This window comes from Pedobacter chitinilyticus (genome assembly GCF_003313385.1).
In the GTDB taxonomy this organism is placed as follows: Bacteria; Bacteroidota; Bacteroidia; order Sphingobacteriales; family Sphingobacteriaceae; genus Pedobacter; species Pedobacter chitinilyticus.
On record NZ_QMHN01000002.1, the window covers coordinates 157091 to 178384 of the forward strand.

Genomic DNA, 21294 nt, shown 5'->3' on the forward strand with positions numbered 1-21294 from the left:
GTATCCGCCTATGTCGGGTTGAATTGGCAAGTGCTATGCACAGGTTAAGGTTTAATAAACCCGATTGAAGCGGAAATACTTTTTTATTGCGCACGGGCTTAAGAAACCTCTTAGGTTTTAAAACCTACGAAGTTTGGCGAAAAAAAAAGATTGCAGCAAAAAGCGGGGCTACCAAAGCCATTAAAACTAAATGTACCTTTTCAACGTTTAAATTGAATAGGTGAACTTTTAATAAGCAGATTTAGCAATTAAAGCATTGACCTGATGAATAAAACACCTAAGTGATGATGAAAATTTTTACGAAATATCTTGCAGATTAAAATCCATTTTCCTACAATTGTGCCATAATTCCCAGAAAGTTTATCTGAATACCTTCCAAAAAAATCTTAGCAAGAAAATTTCTTAAATCTTTTGAGCCTCTTTTTTGGTTGTATGTTTGGGTAAACCCTAAAAATAAAATTCTCGACAAGACATAAATGTTTAGTAAAACAGAACTAACTGAAAAGCTTACTACCGAACTGCGTGAGTTAGCAAAAGCAAACGGTGTAGATAAAGCAGGTGATTTGCGTAAAAGTGATTTAATTGAAGAAATTCTTAAAAAACAAGCTGCAACGGCCGAAGTGGCAGTTACGCCAGCGCCAGCAGCAGAAACAGATACCGAAAAACCTGCCAGAAAAAGAACCCGTATTGTAAAAGAAAATAAGGAGGCTACTCCTGTTGCTGAGGAGAAAAAAGCTCCAGTAGAATTAAAAAAAGAGAAGGCGCAAAAGCCTACCCTTTTTGATGATGATTTGATTGAAATTCCAACGCCTGATTTTGAGGCGATTGCTCTCGTTACTGGCCAAGACTTACAAAAGCAAGAGAGTATTGCTGATAAATTAGAAAATCAGAAGAAAAAAAGAGATCGTCTGCCTAAAGATAAAGACAGCTCAACAGAAGCGGAAGTGATTGTGGTAAATGAAAAACCTGTTAAGGAAGAAAAGCCACAAGAACAAAACCAGCAACAAAGAAAGCAAAATAATAACAACGGCAACAACCACCAAAAACAGAACGAGACCAGCTATTCTAACTTGGATTTCGAAAATACCATCACCAATGAAGGTGTTTTAGAGATTATGCCTGATGGTTACGGTTTTTTACGTTCTGCAGATTATAACTATCTATCGTCTCCAGATGATATTTACGTTTCGCAATCGCAAATCAAGTTATTTGGTTTAAAAACTGGTGATACCGTTAATGGTAGCATCCGCCCACCAAAAGAAGGCGAAAAATACTTCCCTTTGGTTAAAGTAATTAGCATTAATGGTCGTGTACCTGCTGATGTGCGTGACCGTGTACCTTTTGACTACTTAACGCCGCTTTTCCCTACGGAGAAGTTGGACTTGTTTATTGATAGCAATAACCATTCTACCCGTATTATCGATTTGTTTACGCCAATTGGTAAAGGACAACGTGGTTTAATTGTGGCACAACCAAAAACGGGTAAAACCAATTTGTTAAAAGAGGTAGCTAATGCCATCGCTAAAAACCACCCTGAGGTTTATTTAATTATTTTGTTAATTGATGAGCGTCCGGAAGAGGTAACTGATATGGCACGTAGCGTAAGAGCAGAGGTAATTTCATCGACTTTTGATGAGCCTGCCGAAAGACATGTGAAGATTGCGAACATTGTTTTAGAAAAATCGAAGCGTTTAGTGGAATGTGGACATGACGTAGTGATCTTGCTTGACTCGATTACACGTTTGGCCAGAGCTTATAACACTACGGCGCCAGCTTCAGGTAAAATCCTTTCTGGTGGTGTTGATGCCAACGCTTTACACAAACCAAAACGTTTCTTTGGTGCTGCTCGTAACATCGAAAAAGGTGGATCGTTAACTATTTTAGCTACTGCCTTAACTGAAACAGGCTCTAAAATGGACGAGGTGATTTTCGAAGAGTTTAAAGGTACGGGTAACATGGAGCTACAGCTTGACCGTAAATTGGCCAACAAACGTATCTTCCCTGCTATTGACATTACGGCATCAAGCACGCGTAGAGACGACCTATTATTGGATAGAGAAACTTTACAACGCATTTGGGTACTACGCAACCACTTGGCCGATATGAACAGCCAAGAAGCAATGGAACTAATCCAAGCTCAAATTAAAGGCACTAAGAGTAACGAAGAATTCCTTTTAGGAATGAACGGATAATAAAAGTTTTACGTTTTAAGTGGTAAGTTTTTTTTGCTTACCGCTTAAAACTTATCACGTATAACTTATAACCTATCACTCCATGTTTAACCTCCCTAATGCTTTAACCTGTGCCAACCTTTTGTCGGGCTGTATAGGTATTGTGTTTTGTTTTAATGGCGATTTAAAATCTGCCGCTTATTTTGTCATCCTATCGGGAATATTCGATTTTTTTGACGGAATGGCTGCACGAGCATTAAAAATAAAGGACGGCATTGGAAAGGAGCTTGATTCCTTGGCAGATATGGTTAGCTTTGGTTTTTTACCTGGTGCCATTATGTATCATTTGTTTAAGGCAAGCGACGGCACTTACGAATACCTTCCCTATTTAGGTTTTCTCATCACCCTATTCTCAGCACTAAGGTTAGCTAAATTTAATTTAGACACTCGGCAAACAGTAGATTTTATTGGCTTGAACACCCCAATGAATACCTTGTTTATCGTGTCGTTACCTTATGTAGCAGATTACCACCCACAAATTATTGGAAACTGGATGGTTTTAGCGGCTATTTCAGTCGTAAGTAGTTATTTGTTGATTAGCGAAATCAGGATATTTTCTTTGAAGTTCAGCAACTTTAGCTGGGGAGAGAATAAAATCAAGTTCATCTTCATGATTTTATCTGTAGCACTGTTCTTTTGGCAACAGTTTGTGGCATTGCCCCTAATCTTGTTGCTTTACATAGGCTTGTCCTTTGTGTACTTCAAGAACAAATAAAGGGATTTTCAATAAAGTCAAATCCCTGTTTAAAACCTAAAGTTGTTTTTGTAGCTCCGCTTTTGATTTACCTACTTGCTGCAAAATAATTTTCAATTCTTCCTTTATTTCGGCAAGTACTTTCGGAATATTATGCACATCAATACCTTCTTTCGCATTACGCTCAATCAGCTGTACATAATCCCTAATATCTTCTCTGCCTACATAGTAAAAAGTAGGCTTCACTTTATGTGCAAATTCAGATGCAGCTTTCCAATCCTTTGCATCTACGGCTTTTTGCAAGTCTTCTAAATAAACAGGAATTTGCTCTACCAAAGTATCAAGCATTTCAATCATAAATTCAGCGCTATCGCCAGACATCTCTTTCAAATATGACAAATCTAAATCTTCTTTACTTTTAGCCGGATTAATCATTTTGGTTATACGTTATATTTTCTGAACAGTTAATTTATCGGTCAAGTTAGCTAAAATGCTTGAAATTTTTTCCTTAAAAACAGGATGAATAAAATTTTCGGCAATTTCATTTAAAGGCTCCAGCACAAATCTTCGATGATGCATCTCTGGATGTGGCAATTGCAATACCTCTCCGTTTGAAAGCACTAAATCTCCATAAAAAATGAGGTCAATATCTATTAAACGTTCCCCCCATCGCTCTAGTCTTACCCGTCCCATCTTTTGTTCAATGGCCAACAAGGTTTGCAGCAATTGTAAAGGAGGCATATTGCTTTTTACGGCAATGGCCTGATTTAAAAACCCAGGCTGATCTGTTTTGCCCCAAGCCTCGGTTTCATAAACACTCGACTTTGCAAAAACCGCTCCTACCTCATTGTCAACATAAGAAATAGCTGTATTTAGGTTTTCTAGCCTATCGCCCAAATTAGTACCAAGTAACAAATAAGCATCTCTGCTATCTAATTTCATGTAAGGTCAATTTAACCGCAAAAGTAAATCAGCTACTTCATTTGAAATACCTAGTTTATCACAATGCTTTTTTTAACTTTACAAACTTAAATCAATAAAATTTAAAAACCTTTTCGATCTTATTAAAATCGAAAAACATTTCATCACCTTAAGAACATAATTAAACATGAAAGAGTTCTTCAAGTACGTTTTTGCCACAGTAGTTGGCATTGTCATTTCGGCAGTCGTTTTAGGCATTTTAGGCTTCGTAATCATTGTAGGGATCATTTCTTCCTTCGATAGTGATACCAAAGCTGTCGTCAAAGCAAACTCCGTACTATACCTTAACCTTGATCAGGCCATTACAGAACGTACCCCGAAAGAATCTTTCGGCAGTATGTTTTTTGGTAACGGCAACAAAAGCATTGGTTTTAACGACGTGATTAGGGCCCTTGAAAAAGCCAAAACCGACGAAAACATTCAAGCGGTTTATATTAACGTAATGGCTCCAAATGCGGGCATGGCTACACTATTGGAAGTAAGAAATGCCATTCTAGATTTCAAAACCAGCAAGAAACCTGTGATAGCCTACAGTGAAGTATATAGCCAAGGGGCTTATTATTTAGCTTCGGCAGCCAGCAAGGTTTACCTAAACCCAGAAGGCGACTTGGAGTTTAAAGGTTTTAGCGCCAACCTCATGTTCTTTAAAGGGGCATTGGACAAATTGGGTGTTGAACCACAAATTATCCGTGTAGGTAATTACAAAAGTGCCGTAGAACCTTTCATCAACACCAAAATGAGCGACTACAATCGTCAACAGGTGAGTGTTTACGTCAATGGCTTATACCAAACATTTTTAGCTGGCATTTCCGAAAGTCGTAAGTTAAGTACAGACAGTTTATTCCAAATTGCTAACCAATTGAAAATTCAAGCGCCTAACGATGCTTTGACCCATAAAATGGTAGACGGCTTAAAATATAAGGATGAAGTTTTAGATGAACTGCGAAACATTACTGGTAAGGGCAAAAAAGACGATATCAATAGCATTACCATTAACGACTATATCAAAGACCTTCCTTCTCAAGGAGATATTGCCTCTAAAAACAAAGTAGCCGTAATTTATGCCAATGGAGAAATTATTGGCGGCGAAGGTTCTGATGAACAGATTGGCTCTGAACGTATTTCACGTGCCATTAGAAAAGCCAGATTGGATGAAGATGTAAAAGCCATTGTTTTACGTGTAAACTCTGGCGGTGGTAGCGCATTAGCTTCTGACGTGATTTGGAGAGAAATTGAATTGAGCAAAAAAATTAAGCCTGTAATCGCTTCTTTTGGCGACGTTGCGGCTTCTGGCGGATATTACATCGGTTGTGCTGCTGACAGCATCTTTGTACAGCCTAATACCATCACTGGTTCTATTGGCGTTTTTGGAATGTTCTTTAACGCACAAAAACTAATGAATGAGAAATTGGGAATTACTTTTGACGGCGTGAAAACTGGCCAATACGCCGATATCATGAGTGCCAACAGACCAATGACTCCAGCAGAAAGATTGATCTTGCAAAGAGGCGTTAACAACATCTATAATACTTTTATTACCAAGGTTGCCAATGGCAGAAAGAAAACCAAAGCACAAATTGACAGCCTGGGTGGTGGTCGTGTGTGGACAGGTAAAGACGCTGTGACTAATGGCTTAGCCGATCGCATTGGTAGTTTTGGCGATGCCATCTCTTCTGCTGCTAAAAAAGCGAAGTTAAAAGATTACAAAGTGGTGGAGTATCCCGAAAAAATAGACCCTATTAAAGAGTTTTTGGGTGCGGCTAAAGATAATGTAAGTGCTTATTATGCCAAGAAAGAATTTGGTGAAAACTATGTGCTTTACCAACAAATGAAAAAAGCAATGAGCCAAACTGGTATTCAAGCGAGATTAGACCACGAGATTATCATTAAGTAAAGAGATTTGAGTTAAGCGTTTGGCTTAATATGGCGATCACAATTACGCCAAACGCAACACGTACTGTAAGATGGAAAACAAACCCATAGCACGCACACTAAGGTTATTATCTCAATTAATGGAACTTCACAATGAAAATCCATTTAAAGTAAAATCTGTAGCCAACGCTGCATTTAAAGTAGACAAATTACCTTTTGCCATTGCTACCAAACCCGCTACCGAAATTGATAAAGTAGATGGGATTGGCAAAAGCATTGCCGCTAAAATTATTGAACTACTGGAAACAGGAACCATCCAAGAGCTTGAAACGCTCATTAGCCAAACGCCTACTGGCATTATTGAAATGCTAGCGATTAAAGGCATTGGCCCAAAAAAAATAGGTATTATTTGGCACGATTTACAGATAGAAAGTGTTGGAGAACTTTATTACGCCTGTAATGAAAACAGACTGATAGAAGCCAAAGGTTTTGGACTAAAAACACAGGAAGAGATTAAGAAAGTACTGGAGTTTAGAATGGCTGCCAACGGCAAATTCTTATATGCACAGGCAGAACCTATCATCAAAGATTTACAAGAAAAATTAACTGTCTGGTTGCGTCAAGCAGATATGCTTGCTTTATTTGGTGTAGCAGGCGACTACAGAAGAGCTTGTGAAATTATTGACGAAGCAGTATTAATTATTGGAACCGAAAGCCCTGATCTATTGATTTCATTAGTGTCTACTTTTGAACTGGGTTTTATAGATGATGGCACTAACATTTTAACAGTACAAACTCCTGAAGGACTAAATGTTAAGTTATTTGTAGTACCTACCAATAATTTCTACCTCGAATATTTTAAACTTACTGGAAGTGAAGCACACGTGAACCAAGTGCTGGCCCTAGCGGGTGATCACGCTTTCTATTCCGAAGAAGATATTTATGAAAAAGCAGGGCTTGATTTCGTTTTACCTGAATTACGTGAAGGACTTGACGAAATAGAACTAGCAAAAACACATCAGTTACCTGCACTCATTACCGATAAAGATTTAAAAGGCAGTTTGCACAACCACTCCGACTGGAGTGATGGGGTACATACCTTAGAAGACATGGCACTATACTGCCGCGATGTTTTAAAACTTGAATATTTGGGCATATGCGATCACTCTAAGTCTGCATTTTATGCCAATGGTTTAAATGAACAAAGGGTTTATGCGCAACACCAACAAATTAACGAGCTGAACCAAAAATTAGCGCCTTTTAAAATTTTTAAGGGTATAGAAAGTGATATTTTATACGATGGCTCGCTTGACTATAGCGACGAAATTTTAAAAACATTTGATTTTGTGGTGGCCTCTGTGCACAGCCAGTTGAAAATGACCAAAGAGAAAGCTACCGAGAGATTAATTACCGCTATAGAAAATCCTTACACCACCATTTTGGGGCATCCAACTGGCCGCTTATTATTAAGTAGAAAAGGTTATGATGTTGACTTTAAAAAAGTAATTGATGCCTGTGCGGCCAATAACGTAGTAATAGAAATCAATGCCAATCCGCTTCGTTTGGATTTAGACTGGCGCTGGCATCGCTATGCGTTGGAAAAAGGCGTATTACTATCTGTGAACCCAGATGCACATCGCAAGGAAGGCTTTTTGGACATGCGTTATGGCGTATTGGTGGGCCGCAAAGGTGGCTTGACTGCAGAAAAATGCTTGAATGCTTTTTCATTGCAGCAAATCAGCGATTTCTTTACCAGTAAGCGCTCATGAATAAAAAAAGTGTTTCGATAGTCATCCCCAATTATAATGGCCGCCACTTGCTGGAAGAATTTCTTCCTTTTACGGTACAAGCTATAAAAAATGCAGCGGTTGATTACGAAATTATAGTGGTAGATGATGCTTCGAAAGATGACTCCATCGTTTTTTTGGAAGAGCGCTATCCAGAAATCATTCTGCTCAAAAATGAGATTAACAAAGGTTTTTCAGCTACCTGCAACAAGGGAATCATGCAGGCTTCCAAAGAGCTCATGTTGATTTTAAACTCTGATATTCAACTGAGTCCAAATTACTTCGACAACCAATGGCAATGTTTTGAAGACGAAAATACCTTTGGCGTAATGGGTCGTATTATTGATACGGGTTCGAATACCCATGACGGCCCTAGACTACCGCAAAGGCTTGGTTTTAAGTTTAAACAGAACAAAATTTACGAAACTACAGATCAGAATCAGCCCGCTCCCACTATTTTTCTGTCTGGAGCTAATGCCTTAGTTTGCTCAAAAAAAATCAAACAAATTCTAGGCTTCGATGAGATTTTTTCGCCCTTCTATTTCGAAGATGTCGATTTAAGCTTACGAGCTTGGCGTTTGGGCTGGCAATGCTATTATGCTTTTGCCTCAACCTGTTACCATCTCGGATCATCTACCATTAATGCCAACAATCTTAAAAAAAGCGTAAAGGCAACCTACTATCGCAACCGCTACATTTTGCACGGCATCCACCTAAACAAAACACAGTATACTTGGTTTAAAGTACAAACCTTTATCTTTGAGGTTCTACCCAAAGTACTGATGGGACAATTTTGGGTTTGGAAAAGCTACAGTGCATTGAGTGCTTATCAGGAAAAGATAGCCAGTTCCAAGTTAAGGCTCGACAAGCAGTCTAAAAACACAGGAACAAGGCTTTCTCTTTTTTCACTCAGTGCAAAAATTAATGCGATATTGAAAGATGGGAACTATCAAGTTTCCTAAAAATTTCTTGAATGATTAAAGCAATTGTAATTACCCCCGTTAAAAACGCTATCGAAAATACGCTTCAAACTATTGCGGCGATTAAACAAAGCGATGTAGCGCTGGAGTATATCGTATATAATGATTTTAGCAACGCAGAAACCAAAGCGGCGCTTACCAAAAGTGCTGCCGAACTGGGTTTTGAATTGGTTAATTTAGAAGACATTACCGATACACCATCACCAAACTACAACTTGGTATTGGAAGATGCACAAAAACGTGCGATAGTTAAAAATATTCCCTTAATTGTGGTAGAATCTGATGTAGAGGTTAAACCAGATACTTTCAGCAAATTACTTGATTTCAACGAAAAGCAGACCGACTCTGGGATGATTGGTGCCGTAACGGTTGACGAAAAGGGTGAAATCAACTTCCCTTACTTAAAATTTAAAGGTAGAAAAGAAGCTTACACCCTCACTAACAGGAGCCTTAGCTTTTGTTGTACACTGATGACCATCCCTTTTCTAACCAGCTATAGTTTTAGTGAACTAGACCGCAGCAAAGATTGGTACGATACGATTATCTCTAAAAAATCAATTGCCTTAAATTTCAGGAACTACATTTTATTTAATGCTCCTGTATATCACAAGGCGCATGGTAGTCGCCCGTGGAAACAATTGAAATACACCAACCCTTGGAAATACTATTGGCAAAAATTCACCAAAGGAAGAGATAAAATCTAATGCTGGTTACCGACGTAAAAAGTATTGAATACCAACACCAAGTACCGTTTGTAGTTTGGACTTTTTGGGCGGGAAATGCCATGGAAGGCAACCGTCTGTTGAGTTTCCAAATTTTACAACAGCACATTGGCGTACCTATTTTTTTGGCGAGCCCTCAAAACTGGCATCTGTTGGAATTACCTGAACATCCCTTTCATCCAGCCTTTCCCTATTTAAGTGTAGTGCACCAATCTGATTATATCAGGATTTACCTGTTACATCATTATGGTGGTGCATGGCACGATATTAAGGCTACCGAAGTAAGTTTTGCTGCTTGCTGGGAGCTATTCGAAGATCCAGAAGTTTACATGATTGGCAGGAAAGAAAGTAAAAACGGTGCAGCAAGGGTTCATGACCAAAATGGCAATTGGATGCCCGATTTTTACGAAGATCTCATTTCCGTAACGGCGTGGATTGGTAGAGGTGGTACGTCACTTTCCAAAGAGCTGCTAAATAACCTTCATTTGTTGCTGGATGAAAACTTGGAGCAGTTAAAAAAATATCCTGCCAAACATCCTCGAGAAAGAGCACTAAAAGGGAACAATTTTTTGAGCAGAAGCATAGAGCGGGTAAAGAATTTATTTACTGGCCGACAAAGTAACTATCCCCTACCTTGGACAGTTTTTGGAAATCTTTTCCATCCCCTAAATCTAAAATACAAGGCACATGTAAGTATCGATTTACCTGTTAACAGCGTGAAAAATGCGGGGGTTTATCATCGGTAGCTAAATAATTAATCACGTCATTGCGAGTTTACTAAGCAATCTCACAATGATGATATATTGAAAATTAGCTTTAGGATTGCCTCGTAAACTCGCAATGACGTCATATTAACGTTCCGTCATGCTGAATTTATTTTACTTCGTAGCTTTTCGCTTCGCTACAGGTCAGCATCAGTTTCGAAAGTTTAAGCTCATTATTTCAAGTTCACTTCAGCAATCCAAAAAGCCTTAGCAATCTGTTGTATCGTTTCGATTGACGACGTTGGAAACGCATTGGACCATCCAAATATCGGTAAACAAAATCACGATGATGTGTATTGATATAATCAATCAATCTTTGCTTTTTTTGCTTATCCATTCCCTTTCTACGTGAGTTTGGGCTAATCCGATAATAAAATCCAGTGATGGGCAACTGCACTACCTTTCCCCCGTTTTTGAGCATGGCAATCCAAAATACCCAGTCTTCGCTTACCCAACGCAAATCCTCTGGATAACCACCACAGGCTTCCCAATCACTTTTCCGATAAAGAGCACTTACAAAAATCATATTATCCTTCGCCAAGTTATCTAAGCTAAAAGGCTTTAAATTCCATTTACCTGTTTTAGCGCCAAATTTTTCGGCTTCGCAATACACCACTTTAACCGTAGGATCTTTCTTAAAAGTAAGAATAGCTTGGTCAATATAATCTGGAGAAATAAGGTCATCACCGTCCAACGGCAAAATGAAAGTTCCAGTAGCTTTGCTAATGGCGTGGTTACGAGCCACCGAAGGACCGCTATTTGGCTGCTGATAGCATGTGATGATAGGATGTTGCTTAACTAAGGCTTCTACCACTTGCATGGTTTGATCCGTAGAACCATCATCCACAATAATGATTTCGATGGGCAAATAAGTGGAAGCTAATACCGATTGAATCGTTTCTTCAATCAATAAAGCTTGATTATAACACGGAATAATTACGCTAACGGTAAAATCGTCTTGCTTGGCCATCATGGCTTAAAGATAAGCTTTACTTCATGTTTTGAAAAAAATCTGTGCCACTAAGCTTAGAAACATGAGTAAGCCACAGATGCACAGATTATTTTAAAGGATATATTCGTTTTAATCCTCCACTTTTATTTCCTCAAACAAGCACATATGCAATTTTCTATTCCTCTCTTTGCGGGGCAGGAGGAGGAAATTTAGGTGGATAATTAAGTACACTCATATTATTTAGTAATTTGCGCAAACAAAAACACACCTTTCATACTTTAAACCTAATGAAGCAACTTTTTATTGTTAGACACGCAAAGTCTGATTGGGGAGACGCTAACCTAAGGGACTTTGACAGGCCGTTGAACCATCGTGGCCATAAAAACGCTCCTGAAATGGTTAATCGCCTAGTGGAAAAGTCCATTAAGCCCGATGCCATTGTGAGCAGTCCTGCCCTTAGAGCTTTCACTACCGCTAAATATTTTGCCGCAGGTTGGCAACTACCAGCCGAACAATTGAACACCAATGCAAATATTTACGAAGCTAGTTTAAAGAGCTTGTTAAAAGTGATAAACGACTTTGATGCGGAATTTGATAAAGTAGCATTATTTGGTCATAACCCAGGTTTAACGGATCTGTTAAATTATCTTACTGGTGAATACATCAGCAATATGCCCACGTGTAGCATAGCCATTATTGAATTCCCTTTTGATGATTGGAAACTCATTAGTAGTGGTACTGGAAATTTAGTGTTGTTTGATTACCCAAAGAGTGGATTGGACTAACCCGCTCTGTCCTTTGGACATCTCTCCCCTGTTAGGGGTGAGAGTCGACTTAGGAACATTTATTGCCATCCAAGACTAAAGAAAAGCTAACTCCTCTTAATGTCTATGGGCTTCAATTAGAATTGAAGGTGCTTAACCGTTAAGCCTCCATTGATCAATTGTTTTAGTGAATCGATACCGATTCGAAGATGTGTTTCCACGTAGTTAGCCGTAACTGAACTATCGCTCTCGCTAGTTTTTACACCCTCGGGGATCATTGGCTGATCTGAAACCAATAACAAAGCTCCAGTTGGAATTTTATTAGCAAAGCCCGTGGTAAAAATGGTGGCGGTTTCCATATCTACTGCCATGGCACGTAAACCCTTCAAGTATTTCTTAAACTCCTTGTCATGCTCCCAAACCCTGCGGTTGGTGGTGTAGCAAGTTCCAGTCCAATAATCACGGGAGTGTTCCCTAATGGTGGTAGAAATGGCCTTTTGCAAAGCGAAGGCAGGTAATGCAGGCACTTCGGCTGGTAGGTAATCGTTTGAGGTACCTTCTCCCCTAATGGCCGCAATTGGGAGGATCAAATCGCCAATTTGGTTTTTCTTTTTTAAACCACCACATTTTCCCAAAAACAACACTGCTTTTGGCTGAATGGCCGTTAACAAGTCCATCATGGTCGCCGCTAATGGACTTCCCATCCCAAAATTGATAATGGTAATCCCGTTGGCAGTAACACTTTGCATAGGCTTGTCTAAACCATAGATCGGTGCATTGTCATTCCATTCAGAAAATAAAGTGACGTACTTGCTAAAGTTGGTTAACAAAATGTACTGACCAAACTCCCCTAACGGACGACCTGTGTAGCGAGGTAGCCAGTTTTTTACGATATCATCTTTACTTTTTAAACCTTTTCTAACTGGAGTTTCAACCTCTTTCACCTTTTTGGCATTTTTTACTGCTTCTTCATCTTTCTTTACATCTTTTTCTTCATTCATACATTTTCTCCTTTCTTTAAATTTATAAAATAATAATTAACATTTTTCATAAAAAAAAACATTAAGAAATTAAGGATATTAAGTTTTTAAAAAGAGAAGTATGTTCCTTAATGTTTCTTAATTTCTTAATGTTAAAAGACCCTTTAATATTCAACCTATCTTAACTTTCAAAAAGAATAGGTTAAAAAAAATCCCGAACAAGTCGGGATTAGTATTTTTTTATGCAGCTTTAAGTTTTTTGAAATCTGATTTCTCAAACTTTTCTTTAGCATAGTCGAGTGTAATCTCCAACTCTTTCACATCTTTATCAGACGGCGTTTCAAACATGGCATCCAACATAATGGATTCGCAAATAGACCTCAGTCCCCTTGCCCCAAGTTTATACTCCATCGCCTTATCCACAATAAACTCCAAAACTTCTTTATCAAACTTTAAGCTTACGTTCTCGTAATTGAACAGCTTCACGTATTGTTTGATCAAAGAGTTTTTAGGCTCTGTAAGGATATTTCTCAGAGCTTCCTTATCCAATGGCTCCAAGTGTGTTAAAACTGGCACACGTCCAATTAATTCAGGAATTAAACCAAATGATTTCAAATCCTGAGGGGTGATGTATTGGTAAAGGTTTTTAAGGTCTAACTCTACTTCATCTTTCTTTACTTTATAACCCACTGCCTGAGTACGCAAACGATTGGCAATTTTTCTTTCGATACCATCAAAAGCGCCACCACAGATAAACAAAATGTTATTGGTGTTTACTGCAATCATTTTTTGGTCTGGATGCTTTCTACCTCCTTGCGGTGGTACGTTAACAATGGTACCTTCCAAAATTTTCAGCAACGCTTGTTGTACACCCTCACCACTTACATCTCTGGTGATGGATGGATTGTCGCTTTTACGAGCAACCTTATCTACCTCATCAATGTAAACAATACCACGTTCGGCCGATGCCACATCATAATCAGCAGCTTGCAACAAACGGGTTAAAATACTTTCAACGTCCTCTCCCACATAACCTGCTTCAGTAAGTACCGTAGCATCTACTATACAAAATGGCACGTGCAATATCTTAGCAATGGTTTTGGCCAAAAGGGTTTTTCCTGTACCCGTCTCACCCACTAACATGATGTTCGATTTTTCAATCTCCACCTCATCTTTATCTATCTTTTGGCTCAAGCGTTTGTAGTGGTTATAAACCGCTACCGAAAGCACTTTTTTAGCATCGTACTGGCCAATTACATATTGGTCCAAGTGCTCTTTAATTTCGGCTGGCTTTAAAAGCTTAAACGTTTCGTCAAAAGCTTTGCCTTTTTTGTTGCCTAGCTCTTGCGCTAGTAGTACGTTGGCCTGATTAACACATTTGTCGCAGATGTAAGCATCCAATCCCTCAATTAACATCAGGGTTTCATTTTTTGGAGTGCCACAAAACGAGCAATGTGAATCTTTTCCTTGTCTAGCCATTTTTTCAGTTTTCAATTTTCAATTTCAGTTCTCAGTTCATGCGCTTATCGCCCACTGCAAACTGAAAACTGCAAACTGTATTATTTATTCGATCCTAACACCTCATCAATCATTCCAAAACTTTTTGCTTCTTCCGAAGTCATCCAGTAATCACGGTCCGAAGCTTTCTCTACCCATTCGTAAGTTTGGCCAGAGTGCGATGAAATGATGTCATATAATTCCTTTTTCAATTTAAGCATCTCTCTCAAATTGATCTCCATATCTGATGCCACACCTTGCGCACCTCCCGATGGCTGGTGAATCATCACTCTAGAATGCTTTAACGCTGCACGCTTGCCTTTAGCGCCCGCCACCAATAAAACTGCTCCCATAGAAGCTGCCATACCAGTACAGATGGTTGCTACATCTGGCGAAATATATTGCATGGTATCGTAAATACCTAAACCTGCATAAACAGAACCGCCAGGTGAGTTAATGTAAATTTGAATATCTCTATGTGCATCTACCGATTGCAAGAACAACAGCTGCGCTTGAATGATGTTTGCATTTTGGTCATAAACGGCATCACCTAAAAAAATGATACGGTCCATCATCAAACGAGAGAAAACGTCCATTTGTGCAACGTTCAACTGACGCTCCTCAATAATATAAGGGGTCATTGATTTTGGTGAATTGTTGGTAGCACCAATAAATCTATCTACGTTCAATCCGTTAATGCGATGGTGTTTAACGGCATATTTTCTAAATTCGTCTTTATCTATTTTCATCTTGCGATTAGGGTTTGGCGTTTGGTGATGAGTGTTATCTACTATCCCAAAGCTAATTTATTTCAGTAAATATTTTCTAAGATTCGTTAATTTTCGTGCCAATCTCCGCACTCCGCTAAAATAGCAGATTATACGACAATATGAAATACCATATTTATGAACGAAATCTTATCCATAGTCTATTTACCCTTCAAAAAACCTATTCAAGCACTTTAAAAACGCAAGATGAATGGCTTTTATATAACAAGAGTCCCAATTTTATATCGGGACTCTTGTTTATTTCATGACTGACAAACGGTCAGTTTAACTATTTATCGTCATTGCGAGGCACGAAGCAATCTTACAACATTATGAGGAAAACATTCGCTTTAGGATTGCTTCGTGCCTCGCAATGACGTAATGCTTACCACGCTTATCTCTTACTTCAACTCAGTAAATTTGTTGTAAGTAATTTCTTTCTCGTTTAAAGTAGCCACCGATTTAATGTAATCGAATACTTTCAAAGCCTTTACCTCTTCGAAAATACGGTTAGCATTTTCTTTTTCTTGCAAGAAGTTAGCAGCATATTGCGCCAATTGATCTTCTGGAAGAGGAGTTGGGCTGTACATTCTGAATTGTGCATCTAAACGTTGTTTAGCAGCTTCAAAAACATCTTTGTAATCAATTTTGATATCGTTGTCTTTGATGATTTTGTTTTCAATCAAAGTCCATTTCAAGTTTTTAGCAAAATCATCATAACCTTGAGCCAACTCTTCGTCAGTTAATTTTTCGTTGGTAGCTTTTAACCACTTACGTAAAAACTCATCAGGCAATTGCATTTTAGTTTGCTCAGTTAATTGAGTGTAAATGTCGTTTTGCAATTTACGGTCAGCATCTTGCTTAAACATCGACTCAATTTCTTCAGTGATTTTAGCAGTGAAACCAGCCTCATCCTTTACCGCATCAGCACCAAAGATTTTATCAAAGAACTCTTGGTTCAAATCAGCTTCCTCTAAACGGTTTACGTTTTTAACGGTTACTTGGAATTTAGATTTCAATTCTGCAGCATCTTCTTCACTAATGTTTAACAATTTTGCAATTGCAGCAGCATCACCACCAAAAGCCTTGTTTACATCAAGTTCCAAAGTATCGTCTTTTTTAACACCTACTAAGGTTTTCAAGATTTTCTTGTCAGTAACGGCATCAGTACGGATAGAACCAGTAGCTGAAATACCACCTTCAAACTCAGAACCATCGTTAGCCAATTGCTTCAATTCAGCATAAAGGATATCACCTTCTGCAGAAACCTCAGGATTGGTCATTTTACCATAGCTCTTACGGATATTTTTGATACGCTCGTTTAAAGTCTCTTCGTCAGCTTTAACATTGTACTGCGTAAATTTATCTTTCGATGAAACCTCGATATCAACTGCTGGTGCCAAACCTAACTCATAAGCAAAGTTAAAAGTATCGTTATAGTCCCAGTTGTATTGGTTCTCGTCTTCTTGTACAGGAAGTGGTTGACCTAAAATCTCAACGCTATTATCAGTTAGGTATTTTGAAATGTTATCGTTCAACATCGTGTTGATTTCCTCTACCAAGATGCTTTTGCCATACATTCTTTTAATGTGTGCAGCTGGCACCATTCCTTTACGGAAACCTGGTAAATTAGCCTTTTTAGCTTGCTCCTTAATCGCTTTCTCTACGTTTGGAGTATAATCTTCAGGGGCTAAAGTAATTTTAACTAAAGCATTTAAATCGTCAATTTTTTCCTGTACGATATTCATTTCTAAGATTTTAGTATTGAGTATTTAGTATGTAGACATTTAGATATGTGCCCATACAAACTCGGTTTGCATTTTAATTTATCAACCTCTTTTTAAAATAAAACCGTCCCGATTTGCATCGGGACGGTCAATCTTTGGTGCGGAAGAAGGGACTCGAACCCCCACGCCGTGAAGCGCCAGATCCTAAGTCTGGTGCGGCTACCAATTACGCCACTTCCGCAGTTAGGATTTATTTAGGACTGCAAAAATAGAAATTACATTGATTATTTCATAACAATTGCGAAAAAAAATTCCATTTTATTTTGCTACATATCCTAAGCCATTCATATTCAACCAAATTAAAATTGCTAATATCCAGCTCCGCTAATCGTTAAGCTTTCTGCTCCTACTGCTATCTGCGCTTTCGATGCGTTTACGTCGAAATATTTAACCGCGGGACACATCATTTCTGTATAGCGTGTTTTCTTAAAAGGCACGGCCGTTAGCTTTCCATTCACCAATCTATACAAGTTCGTTGCTTTCCATTCGGCATTCAACACTTTAGTTTTGGTAGCTTGCACAGGCTTGCCTTCATTGCCCACCTGGTCAATGGCGTTTACACGCTTAAACTCTCCCACATCCTTTAGCAAATAACCATCACAATCAAATTCCCGTTCAAATTTCTTGCCCGCACCCTCCACTACAAATCGTATTTTTTTATCCGCAACTAAAACCAACGACATTTTAATCTCCTCTCCAGGGTACCAGTAGTAAGCTTTGTCTGCAGGAGCATTTTCAAAAACTGCTAGTTGTCCGCTCTCATGTCCTGTACGTCTTAAAAATGGCCTAAAAGCCTTACGCTCCTTCGAAACCTGTCCGTTCTCTTCTTTAACCACTTCCCAAGCCATTCCTATGTCCGTTTCCTGATTGCCCATGCTACCACCTAAATAAATAGATGGATTATCTAAATACTGCCCTGGCTTTTTAGCATGTACCCGCTGTGGATCAAATTCAATACGAGGCAGCACCACTGTTCCTTCAATACCACGCCAATAATCATGGCTCGAAACAAGTTTACGATAATAAGCGCCTTCAAAACAAGGCTTTTGTGCTACTGGCAATATTTCATTCGCAATACTCACATCAGCCGCTTCATTAAGCTTGGCTGTTTTACTTACACCACAAGCCAGCAAGCTCATGCTTAACAAAGAAAATCCAACATTTAAAATACGCATAATTCAAAAATTTAAAAACTAAATTATAATTTTTAAATTATTTTAAAAATAGATTCCGAAAGTTATTCGCTAAGTATTTGATTTTGAAAATTAAAGAAATATTGCACCGCCTTCACCAAACGACTGCCATACCACGAAAACATCTCTCCATCAACCAAAATCACTTTGGCTCGCGGCAAAACCTGTTGAAGTTCTTCAATATGTTTTTCTTTAAACGGATACGGTTCTGAAGACAGAAAAACAAATTGCGGCTGAAGTGCTACCAGTTCCGAAACACTAATTTCTGGATATCTATCTACCTTCACCACGTTACGCAGTCCAATTCTCCTTAAAATATCATCAATAAAAGTATTTCTTCCCGCAAACATATAGGGGTCTTTCCAAATCACATAAGCCACCGTGTGGTCAATCCCTTTGCTCAATGCCAAAGTCTGCAAATCGCTAAAACCAGCGTTAATCAAATGGTTCAAATAAGCTGCTTCAGGCTGCCTGTCTACCAAATCTCCGATATCGCTAATGGTCTGCATGGCATCTTCCAAATGATAAATATCGCTCATCCACACGGGAAACTCCTGCTGCAACAATTCAATATCAGCCCTGCTATTTTCCTCCTTGTTGCCAATAATCAAATCTGGTTGCAGCTCCCTAATCACCTCAATCCGCAACTTTTTGGTACCCCCAACTTTCTGTTTAGCCGCGAACATTTCAATCGGATGAATGCAAAACTTCGTCAGCCCAACAATTTGTTCGCTCAAACCCAACTCAAACAGCAGCTCCGTTTGCGAAGGCACTATCGAAACAATCCGCTTGGGCGGCCAATTAATCGTTACCTCGTTGCCCAGCTGGTCTGTAAAAGTCTTTTGCATCTAACAAAGATAGGCTATTCCCAAAAAAGATTTGAAAGTGAAATCCAATACAACTATCAGTAACCAGCCCTGCTATTCAGTACAACCAATTTGAAATTGGTTTCCCTTTCTATCAGGCTTATTGAACAACGGTCCTTCAAAAAATGTAATGCCAATCTCAAAAGACACTGCTTTTTGACATCCAAACAAACAAAAACCGCTTTTATACCTTTTTATACATAAGATACTTTAGAGATTAGCATGAGCAAAACAATTATTATTTCGAACAGACTACCCGTAAAAATCACCAAAAACAACGGAAAATATAGCTTACAAAGCAGCGAAGGCGGCCTAGCCACTGGATTAGGCGATGCCTATAAAAACGGCAATATGCTTTGGGTAGGCTGGCCTGGCATCGACATTCCGCCGCAAGACCAACCACAAATCAAAGAAAGGCTGGCCAAAATGAATTTGGTTCCAGTATTCCTCACCCAAGAAGAAATCAACCTATTTTACGAGGGATTTTCCAACGAAGTGCTATGGCCAGTTTTCCACTACTTGGTAACCTATGCCCGCTTTGAGCAGGTGTATTGGGATAGTTATGTTTCGGTAAACGAAAAGTTTGCAGAAGCTACACAAAGTATATTTACCGAAGGCAATAAAATATGGATACAGGATTATCAGTTGTTGTGCTTGCCTTCCATGTTGAGAAACCGACTTACTGATACCACCATAGGCTTTTTCCAACACATCCCCTTCCCTTCCTTTGAGATTTTCAGACTGATACCATGGCGAGATAAATTAATTGAGGGCATGCTAGGTGCCGACTTAATTGGTTTTCACACTTATGACGATGTGAGACATTTTTTAAGTACAGCATCTCGTTTAACACCCGTTAATTTTTCTTCAAATATCATTTCTCTAAATAATAGACAAATCATTGTAGAACCATTCCCTATGGGCATCGACTTCGACAAGTTTGAAAAACTACCATTACAACGACAAGTACTTGCCGAAATAGATAATCTTCAAACAGAAAAACAAGGCAGAATGATACTGTCTATTGACCGCTTGGACTACAGCAAAGGAATTTTAGAACGCATTAGGGCATTTGAACTACTGCTGCAACTTCATCCAAAATTTATTGGCGAAATTTCTCTGTTTATGATTGTGGTTCCCTCAAGGGATACCGTTGCACAATACAAGGAACTCAAAGAAAAAATAGACCAGTTGGTAGGCAATATCAATGCAAAATATCGCACCCTAGATTGGGTTCCTATCAGCTATTTTTATCGCTCCTTTTCTATTCAAAGCCTCTCTGCACTTTATAGTGCTGCTGATATTTGTCTAGTAACACCAATGCGAGACGGAATGAATCTAGTAAGCAAGGAATATGTAGCCAGCCGTCGAGACGAAACAGGCGTACTGATTTTGAGCGAAATGGCTGGAGCTTCAAAAGAATTAAATGATGCACTTATTGTAAACCCCAACAACATTGGTGACATTATGAACGCCATTGTAAACGCACTACAAATGCCCGTAGAAGAGCAAAAAAGACGCATGCAGAGTATGCGGGCATTGGTGAAGAAATTTAACGTGAACCGCTGGGTCAACAATTTTTTAAGCCGTATGGACGATGCAAAGCTCTTGGAACATTCTCTACGTACCAAACATGCCGTTAACAAAGTTAGTCAAGGCATTGTTAGCAGATATGCCGCCACCCAAAAACGCATTATCTTTTTAGACTACGATGGTACCTTGGTCGGTTTTAAAGCGAACATTGATGAAGCTAGCCCAGACAAGGAGTTACTGACTTTATTGGAAAACTTTGCCAAAGACCCTGCTAACACAGTAGTGGTCATCAGCGGACGCAACCATAAAACATTAGAACAATGGTTTGGACATTTGAACATCAGCATCATTGCCGAACACGGCGCTTGGCAAAAACGACAACATGATACCTGGCATGCACTCCCACTACTTAATGACCAGTGGAAATCTGAAATCAGGAGCATTTTGGACACCTACACAGATAGGACACCTGGTTCGTTTATTGAAGAAAAAAGCTTTTCGCTCGTTTGGCATTACCGTAAAACCGAGCAAGGTCTTGGTGAGCTGAGAGCCAATGAAATCATTAATAACTTAAGGGTATTGGCGGCTGATAAAGGTTTACAGATTATGCCTGGCAACAAAGTAATTGAGTTTAGGAATATGGAGGTAAACAAAGGCAAAGCGGCATTAAACTGGCTACATGAGACTGAACATGACTTTATTTTAGCCATGGGCGATGACCACACGGACGAGGATATTTTTAAAGCAATGCCTAACAATGCCATCACGATCAAAGTAGGCAGTGAGGTTTCGGAAGCTAAGTTTTACTTGAATGATTACCATGAAGTAAGGGATTTGCTTCAGTCGATATTAACTGAAACTGCTATAAAAAACGTATCAGCGTAAATGTTCCGTCATTTCGACCGCAGCGCAGTCACGAATGTT

General features: G+C 38.9%; 18 protein-coding genes and 1 tRNA gene. 9 read left to right on the forward strand and 10 right to left on the reverse strand.

The genetic code is table 11. The features are described from left to right. Positions 1-476 precede the first annotated feature (476 nt). Positions 477-2192, forward strand: a complete 1716-nt coding sequence (gene rho / locus DUT70_RS07600) for a transcription termination factor Rho (protein WP_113646734.1) — start codon at positions 477-479, stop codon at positions 2190-2192. 82 nt (positions 2193-2274) lie between these two features. After that, complete coding sequence (gene pssA, locus DUT70_RS07605; RefSeq protein ID WP_113646735.1) at positions 2275-2946, forward strand: CDP-diacylglycerol--serine O-phosphatidyltransferase; 672 nt, start codon at positions 2275-2277, stop codon at positions 2944-2946. A 36-nt stretch (positions 2947-2982) separates the two neighbouring features. On the opposite strand, the gene DUT70_RS07610 is transcribed toward pssA, so the two are convergent. Together DUT70_RS07610 and folK are read right to left on the reverse strand one after the other, a co-directional pair. Next, positions 2983-3360, reverse strand: coding sequence for an Hpt domain-containing protein (locus tag DUT70_RS07610; RefSeq protein WP_113646736.1), 378 nt, complete (start codon positions 3358-3360; stop codon positions 2983-2985). A gap of 12 nt (positions 3361-3372) precedes the next feature. Next, positions 3373-3867 (reverse strand): 2-amino-4-hydroxy-6-hydroxymethyldihydropteridine diphosphokinase, encoded by a 495-nt coding sequence (gene folK, locus DUT70_RS07615; RefSeq protein ID WP_113646737.1) that lies wholly within the window; start codon positions 3865-3867, stop codon positions 3373-3375. 166 nt (positions 3868-4033) lie between these two features. Here folK and sppA point away from each other — a divergent pair, with 166 nt between their 5' ends. The 5 genes from sppA (at position 4034) to DUT70_RS07640 (ending at position 10013) form a co-directional block, all read left to right on the forward strand. Further along, positions 4034-5800 (forward strand): signal peptide peptidase SppA, encoded by a 1767-nt coding sequence (gene sppA / locus DUT70_RS07620; RefSeq protein ID WP_113646738.1) that lies wholly within the window; start codon positions 4034-4036, stop codon positions 5798-5800. A 70-nt stretch (positions 5801-5870) separates the two neighbouring features. Next, entirely contained in the window at positions 5871-7547 is a 1677-nt protein-coding gene (locus tag DUT70_RS07625) for a DNA polymerase/3'-5' exonuclease PolX (RefSeq protein ID WP_113646739.1), read from the forward strand. After that, a complete protein-coding gene (locus tag DUT70_RS07630; protein ID WP_113646740.1) occupies positions 7544-8527 on the forward strand; it encodes a glycosyltransferase family 2 protein in 984 nt (327 codons plus the stop codon). Before DUT70_RS07625 ends, DUT70_RS07630 begins: the two co-directional genes overlap by 4 nt. 11 nt (positions 8528-8538) lie before the next feature. Further along, a complete protein-coding gene (locus DUT70_RS07635; protein ID WP_205529760.1) occupies positions 8539-9249 on the forward strand; it encodes a glycosyltransferase in 711 nt (236 codons plus the stop codon). Then, positions 9249-10013: a capsular polysaccharide synthesis protein gene (locus DUT70_RS07640; RefSeq protein WP_113646741.1), complete on the forward strand. Its 765-nt coding sequence runs from the start codon at positions 9249-9251 to the stop codon at positions 10011-10013. Before DUT70_RS07635 ends, DUT70_RS07640 begins: the two co-directional genes overlap by 1 nt. A 202-nt stretch (positions 10014-10215) precedes the next feature. Here DUT70_RS07640 and DUT70_RS07645 read toward each other — a convergent pair whose 3' ends face one another. Then, positions 10216-11004: a glycosyltransferase family A protein gene (locus DUT70_RS07645; RefSeq protein ID WP_205529761.1), complete on the reverse strand. Its 789-nt coding sequence runs from the start codon at positions 11002-11004 to the stop codon at positions 10216-10218. A 266-nt stretch (positions 11005-11270) separates the two neighbouring features. Here DUT70_RS07645 and DUT70_RS07650 point away from each other — a divergent pair, with 266 nt between their 5' ends. Beyond that, the gene (locus tag DUT70_RS07650) at positions 11271-11768 is read left to right on the forward strand and encodes a SixA phosphatase family protein (protein WP_113646742.1); all 498 of its coding nucleotides are present in this window, start codon (positions 11271-11273) and stop codon (positions 11766-11768) included. Positions 11769-11884: 116 nt separating this feature from the next. Here the strand turns inward: DUT70_RS07650 and DUT70_RS07655 are convergent, their stop codons facing one another. The 7 genes from DUT70_RS07655 to DUT70_RS07685 all read right to left on the reverse strand — a co-directional run bounded on the left by DUT70_RS07655 (position 11885) and on the right by DUT70_RS07685 (position 18819). Next, entirely contained in the window at positions 11885-12748 is an 864-nt protein-coding gene (locus tag DUT70_RS07655; protein WP_205529762.1) for an AMP nucleosidase, read from the reverse strand. A gap of 219 nt (positions 12749-12967) precedes the next feature. After that, entirely contained in the window at positions 12968-14206 is a 1239-nt protein-coding gene (gene clpX / locus DUT70_RS07660; RefSeq protein ID WP_113646743.1) for an ATP-dependent Clp protease ATP-binding subunit ClpX, read from the reverse strand. Positions 14207-14286: 80 nt separating this feature from the next. Continuing rightward, positions 14287-14973 (reverse strand): ATP-dependent Clp endopeptidase proteolytic subunit ClpP, encoded by a 687-nt coding sequence (gene clpP, locus DUT70_RS07665; RefSeq protein ID WP_113646744.1) that lies wholly within the window; start codon positions 14971-14973, stop codon positions 14287-14289. A 419-nt stretch (positions 14974-15392) separates the two neighbouring features. Continuing rightward, positions 15393-16739 (reverse strand): trigger factor, encoded by a 1347-nt coding sequence (tig, locus tag DUT70_RS07670; protein WP_113646745.1) that lies wholly within the window; start codon positions 16737-16739, stop codon positions 15393-15395. A gap of 135 nt (positions 16740-16874) precedes the next feature. Then, a tRNA-Leu gene (locus DUT70_RS07675) sits at positions 16875-16959 on the reverse strand. 127 nt (positions 16960-17086) lie between these two features. Next, complete coding sequence (locus DUT70_RS07680) at positions 17087-17953, reverse strand: hypothetical protein (RefSeq protein WP_113646746.1); 867 nt, start codon at positions 17951-17953, stop codon at positions 17087-17089. A gap of 62 nt (positions 17954-18015) precedes the next feature. Beyond that, the gene (locus DUT70_RS07685; protein WP_113646747.1) at positions 18016-18819 is read right to left on the reverse strand and encodes an ABC transporter substrate-binding protein; all 804 of its coding nucleotides are present in this window, start codon (positions 18817-18819) and stop codon (positions 18016-18018) included. A gap of 240 nt (positions 18820-19059) precedes the next feature. Here DUT70_RS07685 and DUT70_RS07690 point away from each other — a divergent pair, with 240 nt between their 5' ends. Continuing rightward, complete coding sequence (locus DUT70_RS07690) at positions 19060-21255, forward strand: bifunctional alpha,alpha-trehalose-phosphate synthase (UDP-forming)/trehalose-phosphatase (protein ID WP_113646748.1); 2196 nt, start codon at positions 19060-19062, stop codon at positions 21253-21255. Positions 21256-21294 lie beyond the last annotated feature (39 nt).

Bases quoted from the DNA above. Each gene is read 5' to 3' on its own strand.
- rho (WP_113646734.1), top strand. From the start codon at position 477: ATGTTTAGTAAAACAGAACTAACTGAAAAGCTTACTACCGAACTGCGT.
- sppA (WP_113646738.1), top strand. From the start codon at position 4,034: ATGAAAGAGTTCTTCAAGTACGTTTTTGCCACAGTAGTTGGCATTGTC.
- pssA (WP_113646735.1), top strand. From the start codon at position 2,275: ATGTTTAACCTCCCTAATGCTTTAACCTGTGCCAACCTTTTGTCGGGC.
- DUT70_RS07680 (WP_113646746.1), bottom strand. From the start codon at position 17,953: ATGCGTATTTTAAATGTTGGATTTTCTTTGTTAAGCATGAGCTTGCTG.
- clpX (WP_113646743.1), bottom strand. From the start codon at position 14,206: ATGGCTAGACAAGGAAAAGATTCACATTGCTCGTTTTGTGGCACTCCA.
- clpP (WP_113646744.1), bottom strand. From the start codon at position 14,973: ATGAAAATAGATAAAGACGAATTTAGAAAATATGCCGTTAAACACCAT.
- DUT70_RS07650 (WP_113646742.1), top strand. From the start codon at position 11,271: ATGAAGCAACTTTTTATTGTTAGACACGCAAAGTCTGATTGGGGAGAC.
- DUT70_RS07635 (WP_205529760.1), top strand. From the start codon at position 8,539: ATGATTAAAGCAATTGTAATTACCCCCGTTAAAAACGCTATCGAAAAT.
- DUT70_RS07640 (WP_113646741.1), top strand. From the start codon at position 9,249: ATGCTGGTTACCGACGTAAAAAGTATTGAATACCAACACCAAGTACCG.
- DUT70_RS07685 (WP_113646747.1), bottom strand. From the start codon at position 18,819: ATGCAAAAGACTTTTACAGACCAGCTGGGCAACGAGGTAACGATTAAT.
- DUT70_RS07655 (WP_205529762.1), bottom strand. From the start codon at position 12,748: ATGAATGAAGAAAAAGATGTAAAGAAAGATGAAGAAGCAGTAAAAAAT.
- DUT70_RS07625 (WP_113646739.1), top strand. From the start codon at position 5,871: ATGGAAAACAAACCCATAGCACGCACACTAAGGTTATTATCTCAATTA.
- DUT70_RS07645 (WP_205529761.1), bottom strand. From the start codon at position 11,004: ATGATGGCCAAGCAAGACGATTTTACCGTTAGCGTAATTATTCCGTGT.
- tig (WP_113646745.1), bottom strand. From the start codon at position 16,739: ATGAATATCGTACAGGAAAAAATTGACGATTTAAATGCTTTAGTTAAA.
- DUT70_RS07610 (WP_113646736.1), bottom strand. From the start codon at position 3,360: ATGATTAATCCGGCTAAAAGTAAAGAAGATTTAGATTTGTCATATTTG.
- DUT70_RS07690 (WP_113646748.1), top strand. From the start codon at position 19,060: ATGAGCAAAACAATTATTATTTCGAACAGACTACCCGTAAAAATCACC.
- folK (WP_113646737.1), bottom strand. From the start codon at position 3,867: ATGAAATTAGATAGCAGAGATGCTTATTTGTTACTTGGTACTAATTTG.
- DUT70_RS07630 (WP_113646740.1), top strand. From the start codon at position 7,544: ATGAATAAAAAAAGTGTTTCGATAGTCATCCCCAATTATAATGGCCGC.